The organism is Streptomyces sp. NPDC003248, from assembly GCF_055563235.1.
In genome coordinates this window covers 846,667-859,995 of record NZ_JBVHDT010000001.1, presented here as the reverse complement: position 1 = coordinate 859,995, position 13,329 = coordinate 846,667, and the positions used below count along the sequence as shown (strand labels likewise).

15 protein-coding genes and 1 other RNA gene are annotated in these 13,329 nt (G+C 74.9%); 7 read left to right on the top strand and 9 right to left on the bottom strand.

Features of this window, described 5'->3' with window-relative positions; all coding sequences use genetic code 11:
* Positions 1-106 precede the first annotated feature (106 nt).
* On the top strand, positions 107-652 hold the full coding sequence (locus ACZ3KJ_RS03645; RefSeq protein WP_467524254.1) for a DoxX family protein: 546 nt from the start codon (positions 107-109) through the stop codon (positions 650-652).
* 21 nt (positions 653-673) lie between these two features.
* Positions 674-1,069, top strand: coding sequence for a MazG-like family protein (locus ACZ3KJ_RS03640; RefSeq protein ID WP_467524252.1), 396 nt, complete (start codon positions 674-676; stop codon positions 1,067-1,069).
* A gap of 69 nt (positions 1,070-1,138) precedes the next feature.
* Here the strand turns inward: ACZ3KJ_RS03640 and ACZ3KJ_RS03635 are convergent, their stop codons facing one another.
* From ACZ3KJ_RS03635 to ACZ3KJ_RS03620, 4 genes are all read right to left on the bottom strand, one after another.
* A complete protein-coding gene (locus ACZ3KJ_RS03635; RefSeq protein ID WP_467524251.1) occupies positions 1,139-1,624 on the bottom strand; it encodes a hypothetical protein in 486 nt (161 codons plus the stop codon).
* Positions 1,621-1,950, bottom strand: coding sequence for a plasmid mobilization protein (locus tag ACZ3KJ_RS03630; RefSeq protein WP_467524249.1), 330 nt, complete (start codon positions 1,948-1,950; stop codon positions 1,621-1,623). The genes ACZ3KJ_RS03635 and ACZ3KJ_RS03630 overlap by 4 nt, the downstream gene beginning before the upstream one ends.
* 87 nt (positions 1,951-2,037) lie before the next feature.
* An RNA gene (rnpB, locus tag ACZ3KJ_RS03625) (RNase P RNA component class A) lies at positions 2,038-2,441 on the bottom strand.
* Positions 2,442-2,504: 63 nt separating this feature from the next.
* Positions 2,505-3,083, bottom strand: a complete 579-nt coding sequence (locus tag ACZ3KJ_RS03620) for a Uma2 family endonuclease (RefSeq protein WP_467524248.1) — start codon at positions 3,081-3,083, stop codon at positions 2,505-2,507.
* A 174-nt stretch (positions 3,084-3,257) separates the two neighbouring features.
* Here ACZ3KJ_RS03620 and yaaA point away from each other — a divergent pair, with 174 nt between their 5' ends.
* Positions 3,258-4,040: a peroxide stress protein YaaA gene (gene yaaA, locus ACZ3KJ_RS03615; protein ID WP_467524246.1), complete on the top strand. Its 783-nt coding sequence runs from the start codon at positions 3,258-3,260 to the stop codon at positions 4,038-4,040.
* 76 nt (positions 4,041-4,116) lie between these two features.
* Entirely contained in the window at positions 4,117-4,794 is a 678-nt protein-coding gene (gene eda / locus ACZ3KJ_RS03610) for a bifunctional 4-hydroxy-2-oxoglutarate aldolase/2-dehydro-3-deoxy-phosphogluconate aldolase (protein WP_467524245.1), read from the top strand.
* Between the two features lie 18 nt (positions 4,795-4,812).
* Here eda and ACZ3KJ_RS03605 read toward each other — a convergent pair whose 3' ends face one another.
* Genes ACZ3KJ_RS03605 through ACZ3KJ_RS03595 form a run of 3 tightly spaced genes read right to left on the bottom strand, consistent with a single transcriptional unit; the run spans position 4,813 to position 7,808 of the window.
* Positions 4,813-6,207 carry a bifunctional RNase H/acid phosphatase gene (locus tag ACZ3KJ_RS03605; RefSeq protein ID WP_467524244.1) on the bottom strand — a complete coding sequence of 465 codons (1,395 nt, stop codon included), beginning with the start codon at positions 6,205-6,207 and terminating at the stop codon, positions 4,813-4,815.
* A gap of 12 nt (positions 6,208-6,219) precedes the next feature.
* Positions 6,220-6,963, bottom strand: a complete 744-nt coding sequence (locus ACZ3KJ_RS03600; protein ID WP_467524802.1) for a zinc ribbon domain-containing protein — start codon at positions 6,961-6,963, stop codon at positions 6,220-6,222.
* Positions 6,960-7,808: a Nif3-like dinuclear metal center hexameric protein gene (locus ACZ3KJ_RS03595; RefSeq protein ID WP_467524242.1), complete on the bottom strand. Its 849-nt coding sequence runs from the start codon at positions 7,806-7,808 to the stop codon at positions 6,960-6,962. Before ACZ3KJ_RS03595 ends, ACZ3KJ_RS03600 begins: the two co-directional genes overlap by 4 nt.
* Before the next feature lie 244 nt (positions 7,809-8,052).
* On the opposite strand from ACZ3KJ_RS03595, the gene ACZ3KJ_RS03590 reads away from it, so the two are divergent.
* A complete protein-coding gene (locus tag ACZ3KJ_RS03590; RefSeq protein WP_467524240.1) occupies positions 8,053-9,309 on the top strand; it encodes a hypothetical protein in 1,257 nt (418 codons plus the stop codon).
* Between the two features lie 95 nt (positions 9,310-9,404).
* Positions 9,405-9,560: a hypothetical protein gene (locus ACZ3KJ_RS03585; protein WP_389511824.1), complete on the top strand. Its 156-nt coding sequence runs from the start codon at positions 9,405-9,407 to the stop codon at positions 9,558-9,560.
* Positions 9,561-9,772: 212 nt separating this feature from the next.
* Here ACZ3KJ_RS03585 and ACZ3KJ_RS03580 read toward each other — a convergent pair whose 3' ends face one another.
* Entirely contained in the window at positions 9,773-10,630 is an 858-nt protein-coding gene (locus ACZ3KJ_RS03580) for a MaoC/PaaZ C-terminal domain-containing protein (protein ID WP_467524238.1), read from the bottom strand.
* Between the two features lie 352 nt (positions 10,631-10,982).
* Here ACZ3KJ_RS03580 and ACZ3KJ_RS03575 point away from each other — a divergent pair, with 352 nt between their 5' ends.
* On the top strand, positions 10,983-12,476 hold the full coding sequence (locus ACZ3KJ_RS03575; RefSeq protein ID WP_467524237.1) for a hypothetical protein: 1,494 nt from the start codon (positions 10,983-10,985) through the stop codon (positions 12,474-12,476).
* A gap of 124 nt (positions 12,477-12,600) precedes the next feature.
* Here ACZ3KJ_RS03575 and ACZ3KJ_RS03570 read toward each other — a convergent pair whose 3' ends face one another.
* On the bottom strand, positions 12,601-13,251 hold the full coding sequence (locus ACZ3KJ_RS03570; RefSeq protein WP_467524236.1) for a class I SAM-dependent methyltransferase: 651 nt from the start codon (positions 13,249-13,251) through the stop codon (positions 12,601-12,603).
* Positions 13,252-13,329: the final 78 nt, after the last annotated feature.

The following is a 13,329-nucleotide window of genomic DNA, read 5'->3' as shown; positions in this document are numbered from 1 at the left end:
CCGCCACCCGAACGGCGCCCGGACGGGCGGTGCGGCCCGAGGAGTGCGACGGTGGAACGGCCCCACCCCCTCCGTCCCCTCCGTCCCCTCCGCCCCGGGAGTCACCGTGAACTGTCTCGACCGACGTGATCTGGGCCTGCTGCTGCTCCGGCTGGGCACCGGCGGAGTGCTGGTGGCCCACGGCACGCAGAAGCTGTTCGGCTGGTTCGGCGGACACGGCCTGGAGGGCACCGGCCAGTTCATGGAGTCCGTCGGCTACGTCCCCGGCCGGGCGAGCGCCACGGCGTCGGGCCTGGCGGAGGCCGGCGGCGGTGCGCTGCTGGCGCTGGGCCTGGCCACCCCGGCGGCGGGCGCGGCGGCGGCCGGTGCGATGGCGGGCGCGGCCGCGGTGCACGTCCCGAACGGCTTCTTCGCGCAGGAGGGCGGCTACGAGTACGCGGCCGCCCTCGGTCTCACCGGCGCGTCCCTCGCCGTCACCGGCCCCGGCCGCCTCTCCCTCGACCACGTCCTCGGCCACGCCGTCAACCGGGGCTGGATGGTCCCGGCGGCCCTCGGCGTGACGGCGGCGGCCACGGCCGTGGTCGTGGGCCTGCGCACCCGGCGGCTGCGGCGCCGGCGGGAGGGCGAGCAGGAGGAGTTGTTCGAGGAGTGACCGCCGGGGCAGGCTGCCCGCATGACCGACAGCACCCGGCACGCACCGGCCCCCGCGCCCGTCTCCTGCCCCACCTCCCCCACCGATCTCTGGGCCACCGTCGACGCCCTGTGGGCCTGGCTGGCCGCCGATCAGCCGATCGCCGGCCGGGAGGGCATGCTGCTGTGCATGCTGAAACTCTCCGAGGAGGTCGGCGAGACAGCCCAGGCCGTCATCGGCGCGACCGGCCAGAACCCCCGCAAGGGCACCAGCCACACCTGGCAGGACGTCGAGGCCGAACTCTGCGACGTCGTGATCACGGCACTGGTGGCGCTGCGGACACTGACGCCGGACGCGCGGGGGGTGTTCGGGCGGCACCTGGCCAGGGTTGCGGAGCGGTCGCTCGGTACGACCGCCCCGGGCCACCAGGGCCCGTGATCAGCGGAAAGCCCGCTCGTTCACCTCCTGCGCGACCATGTGGACGGGGCAGAGCGTGGCTCCCGGGCGTCAGACGGCAACCACGTGCACGTCCGTCGGCGCGAGAACCGTCAGGTAGGCGTGGATGTCCCCCGGGTCGGTGGTGAAGACCACCGCGCTGCCGTGCCGGGCCGCCGCCAAAGCAACCCAGGCGTCCACCGCGTCCGGGCGCTTCTTCGCGGGCAGGGCTGCCCGCCCCAGAGCGGTGCCGATGCGCCGCCAGTCCGCGAGGTCCGGGCCCGTCACACAGGCCAGACACTCCGGACGGCCCGCCTTCGTCTCGCGCATGGGCGGCTCGGACGTACGGGCCTGAGGGATTGTGCAGTCCTTCAGCACACCGGCCAGGGCGTGCACCAGCGCAGGCTGGGGGCGCCATACCTGGGCGAGGACCGGTCCGAGCACCAGCGCCCGGTGCGGGGCCGTGCGCAGTCCCTCGTGGAGAGCCACCGCCTTCGCCTTGCGGTCGGCGAGTGCGATGAGCATGCCGGTGTCGTAGACCGGCACCCGTGCGCTCACGCGGCGTGTCCCGGACGGCGGCCTTGCCGGTCCCGGCCGTGGACGAGCCCCAAGGCTTCCTCGACCTCGTGACGTTCCTGCTCCGTCAGTTCCGCGACCGGTTCCGGGGCGGGTTCGGCGGGCACCCCGTCCGCCGCCTGCTCCGCCCGGGCGATGAGGGCGTCCACCGCGGCGAACTGTTCCTCTATGGCATCGCTCTCGGCCATCTGGCGCGTCGCGGCATGCACCAGGTAGGCCGAGACGTCCATGCCCGCCCGTTCCGCGTGCTGCCTGATGCGTTCGGCCTGGTCCTGCTCCAAGCTGATGGTGATGCGCGCTTTGGCCACGAAGGCATGGTAATACGCGTATGACAACAGGGCGCCAGCGGTCGAAAGGGCAACCGGTCCCTTCAGGACACGGCGCGAAGAGGGCGGCAGACGAGTCGGGCTGTACGCCGGGTTCTGTCACCCGGTCGCCTCGCGGCGGCCGGGGAGACGGCCATCCATCTAGGACCGGCGTTGCCGCCGGCCTCGTGCGGTCTACCCGCGGACTCGGGCGGGCAGCCCTCGAACGTCCGCGCAGAGCGCTTGTGACGGCGCTCCTTTTGACCTTGCTCCGGGTGGGGTTTACCTAGCTGCCCAGGTCACCCTGGGCACTGGTGGTCTCTTACACCACCGTTTCACCCTTACCGAGGACCGAGGTCCCCGGCGGTCTGTTTTCTGTGGCACTGTCCCGCGGGTCACCCCGGGTGGCCGTTAGCCACCACCTTGCCCTGTGGAGCCCGGACGTTCCTCGGGAAGCCCCCTAGGGGGCTCCACGCGGCCGTCCGCCCGGCTCGTCTGCCGTATGGACCATGGTACCGGGCGTGCGCTGTGGCCGGGTGCGGCGGCCGGGTCGCGGCTCAGAGGAAGTCGCTGGTGTCCAGGTCGAAGGCGAAGGGCTCGGGGAGGGTGAGGGGTTTTCCGAAGGGGACGGTGCAGCGCCGGCGGTAGTCGTCCTGCTTGGGGTCGCTGAGCAGCGTGATCTCGGCGGTGTCACGGTCGACGAGCAGGTAGAACGGGATACCGGCGCGGGCGTAGCAGCGACGCTTGAGCTCGCGGTCGGCCGTGGCTTTCGTGGAGGTCACCTCGAGCACCAGGGCGACGCCCTGGCAGGGCATCCACGAGTCGGCACCTCGGTAGAGCTGGAGTGCCGCCGGCGCGAAGGTGCCGTCCGGGATCACGTGGTCCTTGGGGCAGCCCTCGGCCTTCTTCAGTTTCAGTCCCTTGTTGCCGGAGAAATCCATCTCGGTCCGGGACCACTTGATCATCTGCCGCACGATCCGGCTGATGCAGTGCTCGTGGTCCCCGTCCGGCGGCGGTGTCACGACGATCTCCCCCTCGACGAGCTCCGCCCGGAATCCTTCCGGGGTGTCCAGGGCGAGAAAGCCCTCCAGCAGGACCTCTTCCTGCGTGAGCGGCTCGTGGGACATGGCGGTCATGTCACGCCCCTCCTTCGGTCGCTCGCCAGAATCGGACATCGCCGGATCACCTGTCCGTGAGATCGGGAACCCTTCCCTCGATCGTGGCACATGATCACCGCCGTTGTCGGGGCACGGCTCGCCCCGGGGCACCCCAGTACGCTGGCGCGGAGTCCTATCGAAGGAGAAACACGCGTGCTCGTCCTGCTGCCCCCGTCCGAAGGAAAGGCCGCGTCCGGTGGTGGCGCCCCGCTGGAGCCGGCGTCGCTGTCGCTGCCGGGGCTCGCCGCCGCCCGGGAAGCCGTGCTGGCCGAGCTGGTCGAGCTGTGCGCGGGGGACGAGGACAAGGCGCGCGAGGTGCTGGGGCTGAGCGAGGGGCTGCGCGGTGAGGTCGCCAAGAACGCGGCGCTGCGCACGGCGGGCGCCCTGCCGGCCGGTGAGATCTACACCGGCGTGCTCTACGACGCCCTGGACGTGGCCTCGCTCGACGCGGCGGCGAAGGCGCGGGCGGCCGGGTCGCTGTTGGTGTTCTCGGGGTTGTGGGGGGCGGTCCGGGTGACGGACCGGATCCCGTCGTACCGCTGCTCGATAGGGGTGAAGCTGCCCGGGCTGGGGGCGCTGGGCGCCCACTGGCGGGCGCCGATGGCGGACGTGCTGCCCGAGGCGGCCGGGGACGGGCTGGTGCTGGACCTGCGGTCGGCGGCGTACGCGGCGGCGTGGAAGCCGAAGGGCGAGGTGGCCGGGCGGACGGCGAGCGTGCGGGTGCTGCACGCGCCGACCCGGAAGGTGGTCAGCCACTTCAACAAGGCGACCAAGGGGCGGATCGTACGGAGTCTGCTGACGGCGGGGATCGCCCCGAAGGGCCCCGCCGAGCTGGTGGTCGCGCTGCGCGACCTCGGCTACGTGGTGGAGGAGCAGGCTCCGGCGCGGGCGGGGGCCGTGTGGACGCTGGACGTGCTGGTGGAGCAGGTCCACTAGCCGACGACGGCGCTATCCGTTGCATCATGTGCAACGACCTTTGCGGGTGTTGCACACCGGGGGCAGGATGAGGCGCATGACCTCACTCCTGCCCTCCCCCTCGGCTGTCTCGGTCCTGGATCTCGCCCCGGTCGTGCCCGTCGTGGTCCTGCGGGACGCCGCCGACGCCGTACCGCTGGCGCGGGCGCTGGTCGCGGGCGGGCTTCCGGCCGTCGAGGTGACGCTGCGCACGCCCGCCGCGCTCGACGTGATCCGGGAGATCGCCGGCGCCGTGCCCGAGGCGGTCGTCGGGGCCGGGACGGTGATCACGCCGGAGCAGGTGACGCGGTGCCGGGCGGCGGGCGCGCGGTTCCTGGTGAGCCCCGGCTGGACGGAGGCCCTGCTGGCGGCGATGCGCGCGTCCGGGCTCCCGTTCCTGCCCGGGGTGTCGACCACGTCGGAGGTCGTGGCGCTGCTGGAGCGCGGGGTGCGGGAGATGAAGTTCTTCCCGGCGCAGGCGGCCGGGGGGACGGCGTATCTCGGGTCCCTGGCCGGGCCGCTCCCGCAGGTCCGGTTCTGTCCGACGGGCGGGATCGGCCCGGACAACGCCGCGGAGTACCTGGCGCTGCCCAACGTCGGCTGCGTCGGCGGGAGCTGGATGGTCCCGGCGGACGCGGTGGCGGCCGGGGACTGGGGGCGGATCGAGGAGCTGGCGCGGGCCGCCGCCCGCCTCGGAGACGCTTCCGCACCCGTCAGGGACCGGCCGCACCCCTGAGGGAAGCCGCCGCACCCCTCAGGGACGCAGGTGGGACGTGTCGTTGAGGAGGCGGACGCTGGCGTTGCCGTCCGCGTAGTACGCCACGACCGACAGCGAGGCCGCCGACAGCTCCATCCGGAACAGGGACTCCGGCGGCGCGCCCAGCGCGAGCCGTACGAGGGTCTTGATCGGGGTGACGTGGGTGACCAGCAGCACGGTGCGGCCCGCGTACGCCGCGACCAGCTTGTCGCGGGTGGCGGCGATCCGGGTGGCGGTCGCCGCGAAGCTCTCGCCGCCGCCGGTGGGTTCGGCCTCCGGGTCGGCCAGCCAGGCGTTCAGGTCGTCGGGGTGGCGCTCGCGGACCTCGCCGAACGTCAGCCCCTCCCAGGCACCGAAGTCCGTCTCGCGCAGCCCGTCGTCGACGGTGACCTCCAGCCCCAGCCGGGCGGCGACGGCCGCCGCGGTCTCCCGGGTGCGGGCGAGCGGGGAGGCGACGATGTGCTGGACGGTTCCGCGCCGGGCGAGGGCGGTGGCGACCCGTTCGGCCTGCTCCCGGCCGATGCCGGAGAGGGAGGGATCGGTGCCGCCGCTGCCGGAGAAACGCTTCTCGGGGGTGAGGGGGGTCTCTCCGTGCCGCAGCAGGACGAAGGTGGCCGGCGCTCCGAGGTCGGGCGCGGAGCCCCAGCCGACGGACGGCTGCGCGGAGGCGGAGGCGGGAGCGGGAGCGGGAGAAGAGGCTGAAACGGAGGCGGAGGCGGCCTGCGTCGCGGCAGCGGCGGGCAGGCCGGGGGCGGGGGTGGCCACGGTGCGGGCGGCGCGGCGGTCGTCGGCCTTCGCGCCCGGCGTGGGACCGGGGGTGGTGGCCGTCGTCGGGCGCGCCTCGGCCAGTGCCGCGCGGGCCCTGGCCGCCCCCGCGGCCGCGTCCCCGGGCGGACCGGACGGCTCGGGCGCCGCCGTGGTGGCGGCCGGCCTCGCGGGGGCGTCCAGGGCGGCCCGGGACGCCCCGGGGTCCCACTGCTCGCCCCGCTTGCCCGCGTCCATCGCCTCGTTGGCCAGCCGGTCGGCGTGCTTGTTGCGTTCGCGCGGGATCCACTCGTAGGTGACCTGGCCGGGCGGGAGGACGCGGGACGCCTCCGCGGCCAGCGGCTTCATGTCGGGGTGCTTGATCTTCCAGCGCCCCGACATCTGCTCGACGACCAGCTTGGAGTCCATCCGGACGCGCACGCGGGCCGACGGGTCGAGTTCGCGGGCGGCGCGCAGTCCGGCCAGCAGCCCGCGGTACTCGGCCACGTTGTTGGTGGCGACGCCGATGTACTCGGCGCGCTCGGCGAGCGTCTCCCCGGTCGCCGCGTCGATCACCACGCTGCCGTAGCCCGCGGGCCCCGGGTTGCCGCGCGACCCGCCGTCGGCCTCGACGATGAACTCCCGCACGCCGTCCGCCCCTTACAGCCCGGACTCGGAGGTGCGCACCAGGATCCGGCCGCAGTTCTCGCACCGTACGACGGTGTCGGGCGCGGCCTTGCGGATCTCGCTCAGCTCGGTGATGGCGAGCTCCTGGCGGCAGCCCTGGCAGGACCGCGCGTACAGCTTGGCCGCGCCGATGCCGCCCTGCTGCGCGCGCAGCTTGTCGTAGAGCTTGAGCAGGTCGGCCGGGACGGCGCCGGCGACGACCTCGCGCTCCTTCGTCACCGTGGCGGCCTCGCCGTCGATCTCCTCGAACGCGGCGTCCCGGCGGCCGGTCGCGTCGTCGATCTTCGTCTGGACGGAGGAGACCCGCTCGGTCAGCTCGGCGACCCGCTCCTGGGCGGCCTCGCGGCGCTCCATGACCTCCAGGACGACGTCCTCCAGGTCACCCTGGCGCTTGGCGAGGGAGACGATCTCCCGCTGGAGGTTCTCCAGGTCCTTCGGGGAGGTGACGGCACCGGAGTCGAGCCGCTGCTGGTCGCGGGCGGCGCGCTGGCGCACCTGGTCCACGTCCTGCTCGGCCTTGGTCTGCTCGCGGGCGGTGTCGCTCTCCTCGGTCTGCGCGGCCACGAGCAGGTCGCGCAGCTGCGTCAGATCCTTGGTCAGCGACTCGATCTCGGCGTGCTCGGGCAGCGACCTCCGCTTGTGCGCGAGCTGCTGGAGGCGGACGTCGAGGGCCTGGACGTCGAGGAGTCGGATCTGGTCGGCGGGCGCGGCGTTCAGTTGGGGGCTCCAGGTGAGGGGGTGTGAAGGGTCCAGGGGTCGGTGACCGTGGTGGAGACGTGGACCCGCAGGCCCCATCCGTTCCGGTCGGAGATCTCGTCGAGCTGGGCGGCGGCCAGCTCGCACCAGGGCCACTCGGTGGCCCAGTGCGCCGCGTCGAACAGCGCGAGGGGACGGTGGGCGCCGGCCGCCATGAACTCGGACGCCGGGTGGTGGCGCAGGTCGGCGGTGAGGAAGGCGTCGACGCCGGCCGCACGCACGTGGTCGAAGAGGCTGTCCCCCGATCCGCCGCTCACGGCGACGGTCCGTACGACGGCCTCCGGATCGCCCGCCACCCGGAGTCCCTGCGTGGCCGCCGGGAGCCGCTCCGCGGCGCGTGCGGCGAACTCCCGCACGGTCAGCGGGTGGTCCAGCTCGCAGACCCGCCCGAGTCCGCGCCGCCCGTCGGGGTCCGAGGCGTCGGGGACGAGGGGGCGGACGACCCGCAGATCGAGCGCCCCGGCGAGCGCGTCGCTCACGCCCGGGTCGGCGGTGTCGGCGTTGGTGTGGGCGACGTGCAGCGCGATGTCGTTCTTGATCAGATCGTGCACGACCCGGCCCTTGAAGGTCGACGCCGCGACGGTCGTCGTCCCGCGCAGGTACAGCGGATGGTGGGTGACGAGCAGATCGGCGTCCAGCTTCACCGCCTCGTCGACGATCTCCTGGACGGGGTCGACGGCGAAGAGGACCCGCGCGACCTTCTGGTCGGGGTCGCCCACGACCGTACCGACCGCGTCCCAGGCCTCGGCCCGCTCGGCGGGCCACAGCTTCTCCAGCGCGGCGATGACTTCAGACAGACGGGGCACGGGGAAAAGGCTACCTGGCCGGTCCTCGGAGGTGCACCGGCGGCGGGTGGAGGGGCCGGGCGGAGGGGTCGGGCGGAGGGTCGGGCGGAGGGGTCGGGTGAAGGGGTCGGGCGGGCGGGCAGCACAACCCCCCGTCCATCCGGAGGCGAATCGCTTCTGCACCACTCGTACGAGCGAAGCCCCCGTGCGCCGATCCCCCTCCCGGGCACACGACCTTAGCTTCGTCACCGGAGGTGACCGAGCCATGACGGCCTGTGCAATCGAATCCACCGCGGAGGACGAGGAAGACGACGACCGGACGCCGCACGCGCCCTGCGTGATCACGGCGGACGGCGCCTACGCCGCCCGTCTCGCGCGGGACGGCGAGTCCTGGTTCCCGGAGCGCTGGACGCTGGACGGCCCCGAGCCGTACGCCGTGCCGCTGCCCGGCCACCAGCCGGAGGAGCCCGGCACGGACGTGCACCCGATGGGCGACGGCCGGGTCCTGATCCGGCGGGTGGTGCAGGGGCGGCACGCCTTCTCGCTGCTGTACCCGACCGGCCCCGGCACGGGTGAGCTGCCGTTGGGCGCGGTGGAGTGCCCGGACGCGGGCACCCGGCTGCGTCTGCTGCCGCCGGCGCCGTGCGGTGAGCGGGCGTACGCCCTGGCGGTGGGCCCGCGTTCGACGACGCTGTGGCTGGTCGCGGGCGGCGCGTTCGGCCCGGAGCACGTCGCCGACCTGCCCGGCCGCTGCTCGGGCGGGGTGTGGCTGGACCGGACGGGACGCATGCTGGCGCTGGACCGGGAGGCCGGCGGCCGCACGAAGGCCGTGGTGGTGGACCTGGAGCGGGGCGGCGAGGTGTCCCCGCTGCTCCAGATCACCGCCGACAGCGACGACCGTCTGCTGCTGGCGGACCCGGACAGCGGTCTGCTGCTGATCCGCTCGGACGCGCCCTCGCCCGGTGAGCCACGGCTCGGCTGGGGCGTCCTCGGCAGCACGTTCCCGGTCCGCTTCCCGGAGTCGTTGCGGATCCCGGGCTGCGTCCTAACACCGTTCGCGATCCAGCCGGGTCAGGTGCTGCTGCCGGAGACGTGCGCGGTGGCGCTGCGCGTCGACGGCCCGTTCGGCAGCCGGCTCGGCGTGTGGCGCCCCGCCGAACGGCACCTGCACCAGGTGGCGGCTCCCGAGGGCTGGCTCGCGGGCAGCGGCCTGTGGACCCGGGACGGCGTGCTGTGCCTGCCGTACGCGACGGCGGCGGAGCCGTGCGGCGTGGCGCGCGTGACCGTGGCCCCGCGGAGCGCGGCCGCCGAGCCGCGGGCCGCGGAGCGGCGGGCCGCGCAACCGCCGGCCTCCGTACCGGGCCCCCTCCCCCTCCCCGCCGAACCCCCCTGCCCCGGCCCCGCCCCCACCCCCGCCTGCGCCCCTGTCTGCGACCCTGTCTCCGCCGTCGGACCCGGACCCGGTGCCCCTCGTCCCGTCCCGCTCCAGCAGGCCCCCCTCGACCGGGTTGTAACGAAGTAGCAGCGGTCGGCGTGGCCGCCTGCACGCGCCCCGAGGTGAGCCGGATAAACTCGCCCGGCTGTAAAAAGATCATGTTGACGGGGTGAACACTTCCGATGAGTGACGCAAGCACCACGCAGCCGCTGTCCGCCGACGCCCAGGAGACCGGTCACGGCCGTCACCGGGGCCCGGTCGCGGCTCAGGACGGCGAGTCCGCTCCCCGCGGCCGGCACCGCAAGCCGGCCGTGGAGAAGGCCGAGGCGGCTGCCTGACGGTACGCCGGAAGGCCCCGCCCGTCGCGAGACGGGCGGGGCCTTCTGCGTTCCGGGCTCCGCGATGGGGCTCCGCGGTCGGGCTCCGCCCGCTGCGCTTCGCGGTCCCGGCTCCGCAGTACGGGCTTCGCGGTACGGGCTTCGCGGTACGGGCTTCGCGAGCCCCGCTCCGGGCTCCGCGTCCGGCGCCACGTTTCCGCGTCCGGCGGGTCTCAGTCGTGGGTGACCAGCGTGTCGGTGAGGACCGGCGCGTCGTCCCGCTCCGCCGCGCTCACCGCCGCCCGCACGGTGCCCGCCCGCCGCCACAGGCGGACGCGCAGGGTCTCGCCCGGGTACACGACTCCGGCGAAGCGGGTGGTGTACGAGCGCACCCGGGTCACGTCCCCGTCGAGCAGCGTGTCGACGACGGCCTTGAGGGTGATCCCGTAGGTGCACAGGCCGTGCAGGACGGGCCGCTCGAAGCCCGCGCGCCGCGCGAAGTCGGGGTCGGCGTGCAGCGGGTTCCGGTCGCCGGAGAGGCGGTAGAGCAGGGCCTGGTCCTCGCGGACGGGCCGTTCGAGCACCGTGTCGGGGTCGCCGGCCGGTGGGACGGGACGGGCGGAGGGGCCGCGGTCGCCGCCCCAGCCGCCTTCGCCCCGTACGAAGATCCGGGCGTCGTCGGTCCACAGCGGGCCGTCGGCGTCGGTGACGTCGGTGCGCAGGACGAGGACGGCGGCCGTGCCCTTGTCGTACACCGCGGTGATCCTGCTGGTGGCGGTGGCGGTGCCCTCGGCGGGGACCGGGCGGTGCAGGGCGAGCGACTGGCCGCCGTGCAGGACGCGGGCGAGGTCGACGTCGACGCCGGGCATGGACAGTGCGTCGATCACCCCGGGCGCACCGGTGCCGGCGACGGTGGCGAAGCTGGGCAGGACGCGCAGCCGTGACTCCAGGGTGTAGCGCAGTTCGCCGGGGTCGGTGGCGGGGCGGCCCGCGCCGATGCCGAGGTGGTAGAGCAGGACGTCCTCGGGGGTCCAGGCGATCTCGCGGGAGCGGGGTGCGGCGGAGAGCGCCTCGGCTGCGTCGATGGGCATGGGGGCTCCTGACGGTGGCGGCGGGCGTCGCGCGGCGGTGACACCGAGCGGTGGGCGGCGGGAAGCGGGCAGCGGCGGGTGGTGGGGTGCGGGCCTCGGCGGTGGACGATGGCCAGCCGGCCGTGGGCGGTGGATGGGGGCGTCGGCGGGCGGCGGGAAGCGGACAGCAGCGGGCGGTGGGCACAGGCCTCGGCGGCGGACGACGGGCGGCCGGCCGTGGGCGGTGGATGCGGGCGGCGGCGGACGGCGGACGGCGGAAAGCAAGCAGCAGGCGGCGGACGGTGGTCGGCAGGCAGCCGGCGGCGGACGGTGGGCGGCCGGTCATGGGGCGGCACCCTGGCATAGTGCCCGCATGCTCCTACCGATACGGATCAGCAGACGTGCGGCCGCGCTGGCGGCGAGTCTCGCGGCCGTGCTGGCCACGGCGGGCGCCTCGGCCGCCGCCCCCGCCGTGGCGGACGGCTCCGGGCAGGTGGCGTTGCGGCTGGAGGCCCCGGAGAGCTTCACCATGTACAACGCCGACGAGGGCGCGCGGGCCGAGAACGACGACTTCGTGGTGCCCGTCGCCGTGGTGCGCGGTGACGGGGGCCCGGCCCGCGACGTCACGGTCGTCGTGGACACCTCGGGGCTGGCGGGCGTCGCCCGCGCGGTGAAGGGCGGTTACGGGAACTGCGTGGGCGAGGGGCCGGTGTTCACCTGCGCGTACGGCACCCTCCAGAACGGCGACGGCGAGAGCAACGCGCCCTTCACCCTGCACGGCGTGGACGGTGTGCGGCCGGGCGACAGCGGGACGGTGACGTACACCGCCACCGCCGGCAACGCCGCCCCCGTCACCGGCACCACCCGCATGGTCGTCGGCGGACCGACGCTGTACGCGCCCGGCGAGGAGCCGGCGGTGAGCGGGCTGGAGCCGGGCACGGCGGCGACGGTGACACCGGGGTTCGCCAACCACTCCGCGTTCCCCACCCCGCAGGGCGTCGCCCTCCGGGTCGACGTGACGGGCCTGACGCTGACGCCCCGGTACCGCAACTGCTTCTACGCGGGCTCCGCGCCCACCTCGGCGTGGTGCACGTTCCCGGCGGAGGCCACGGCGGACGCCGCCTTCCGCACCGGCGCGCCGCTGGTCTACACGGCCTCGCCCGGGGAGCTGAAGGGCACGCTGACCTACGCCTGGACGGCGTCCCCGCAGCGGCCCGCCGGCCACACCGTGCGCGGAACGGGCGGCGCGCTCACCCTGGTCCGCACGGCGGACCGGGGCTTCGACAGCGGACAGGGCACCCTCGGCGTGGGCACCACCGTGCAGGTCGACTACCGGCCGGTCACCGCGACGGTGCGGGGCCGGGTCGGCGACACGGTGGAGGTGCGGCTCGGGGTGCGCGACCTCGGCCCCGGCCGGATCCTCGACAGCGAGGACCTGGGCCGCTTCGAGGTGGTCCCGCCGGAGGGCACCACGGTCACCTCCGTCCCGTACACCTTCGAGGACTCGGGCGGCCGGTGGGCGTGCGACCGGCCGGAGGAGCCCGGCGGGGCGTTCGTCTGCGAGATCGGGTACGACCGGTTCTACGAGGTGCGGCACGAAGGCGGGACGACCGCCATCGGCTTCCGCGTCCGCATCGACCGGCGGGTCCCCGGCGCGCGGGGCACCATCCGCACGTACAACCCCTACGACCGCACCCCCGGCAACGACACCGCCGCCATCCCGCTCCGGGCGTCGCCCGCCCTGCCCTACCGGCCCCAGCGGGACGCCCGGCTGTGGGCCGCGGGGGCGTTCGCGGCGGCCGTGGCCCTGGCGGCCGTCCTGCGCCGCCGCCGTCGCCGGCGGGGGCAGCAGCAGCGGGCGGGCTGAGAGCCGCCCCCGGCCGCCACCCTCGGCCCTCGGCGGCCGGGGGCGGCTCTCAGCCCCCGGTGGCCGCCCGCCCCTCGGCCCTCGGGGGGACGGCCGCCCGTCAGATCGCGGCGGCCGTCCCCGCTCAGATCCCGGTGCCCGTGCGCCGCAGCACCCGCAGTGAGCCGGTGTCCGAGACCTCGGTGAAGGCTCCGGAGGCCAGGGCGCGCAGGTAGACGCGGTAGGGGGCCTGGCCGGTGAACTCGTCGGCGGGGTGCGGGAAGACGTCGTGGATGACGAAGAAACCGCCGTCGGCGAGGTGCGGGGCCCAGCCCTCGTAGTCGGCGTTCGCGTGCTCGTCGGTGTGGCCGCCGTCGACGAAGACCAGGCCGAGGGGGGTGCCCCACACCTTCGCCACCTGCGGCGAACGGCCGACCAGGGCGACGACGTGCTCCTCCAGGCCCGCCCGGTGGAGGGTGCGGCGGAAGGTGGGCAGGGTGTCCATCAGGCCGGTCTCGGGGTCGACGGTCTCCGGGTCGTGGTAGTCCCAGCCGGGCTGCTGCTCCTCGCTGCCGCGGTGGTGGTCGACGGTGAGGGCGGTGACCCGGGCGGCGCGGGCCGCGTCGGCGAGCAGGATCGTGGAGCGCCCGCAGTAGGTGCCGACCTCCAGCAGCGGCAGGCCGAGCCGCCCCGCCGCCACGGCCGCCGCGTACAGGGCGAGCCCCTCGTCGACGGGCATGAAGCCCTTCGCGGCCTCGAACGCGGCCAGGATCTCGGGCGCGGGCGCCGCGGTCATGGGGTTCCCCTCGGTCGTACGGGTGTGTCGGCGCCCCATGCTGTCGCACCCCCCGTCGGCGCTGCGACGGGGGGTGCG

What these genes read in the sequence shown, in the direction of transcription:
- ACZ3KJ_RS03640 (WP_467524252.1), top strand. Translation starts at nt 674, where the DNA reads ATGACCGACAGCACCCGGCACGCACCGGCCCCCGCGCCCGTCTCCTGC.
- ACZ3KJ_RS03620 (WP_467524248.1), bottom strand. Translation starts at nt 3,083, where the DNA reads ATGACCGCCATGTCCCACGAGCCGCTCACGCAGGAAGAGGTCCTGCTG.
- eda (WP_467524245.1), top strand. Translation starts at nt 4,117, where the DNA reads ATGACCTCACTCCTGCCCTCCCCCTCGGCTGTCTCGGTCCTGGATCTC.
- ACZ3KJ_RS03590 (WP_467524240.1), top strand. Translation starts at nt 8,053, where the DNA reads ATGACGGCCTGTGCAATCGAATCCACCGCGGAGGACGAGGAAGACGAC.
- ACZ3KJ_RS03585 (WP_389511824.1), top strand. Translation starts at nt 9,405, where the DNA reads ATGAGTGACGCAAGCACCACGCAGCCGCTGTCCGCCGACGCCCAGGAG.
- ACZ3KJ_RS03580 (WP_467524238.1), bottom strand. Translation starts at nt 10,630, where the DNA reads ATGCCCATCGACGCAGCCGAGGCGCTCTCCGCCGCACCCCGCTCCCGC.
- ACZ3KJ_RS03575 (WP_467524237.1), top strand. Translation starts at nt 10,983, where the DNA reads ATGCTCCTACCGATACGGATCAGCAGACGTGCGGCCGCGCTGGCGGCG.
- ACZ3KJ_RS03570 (WP_467524236.1), bottom strand. Translation starts at nt 13,251, where the DNA reads ATGACCGCGGCGCCCGCGCCCGAGATCCTGGCCGCGTTCGAGGCCGCG.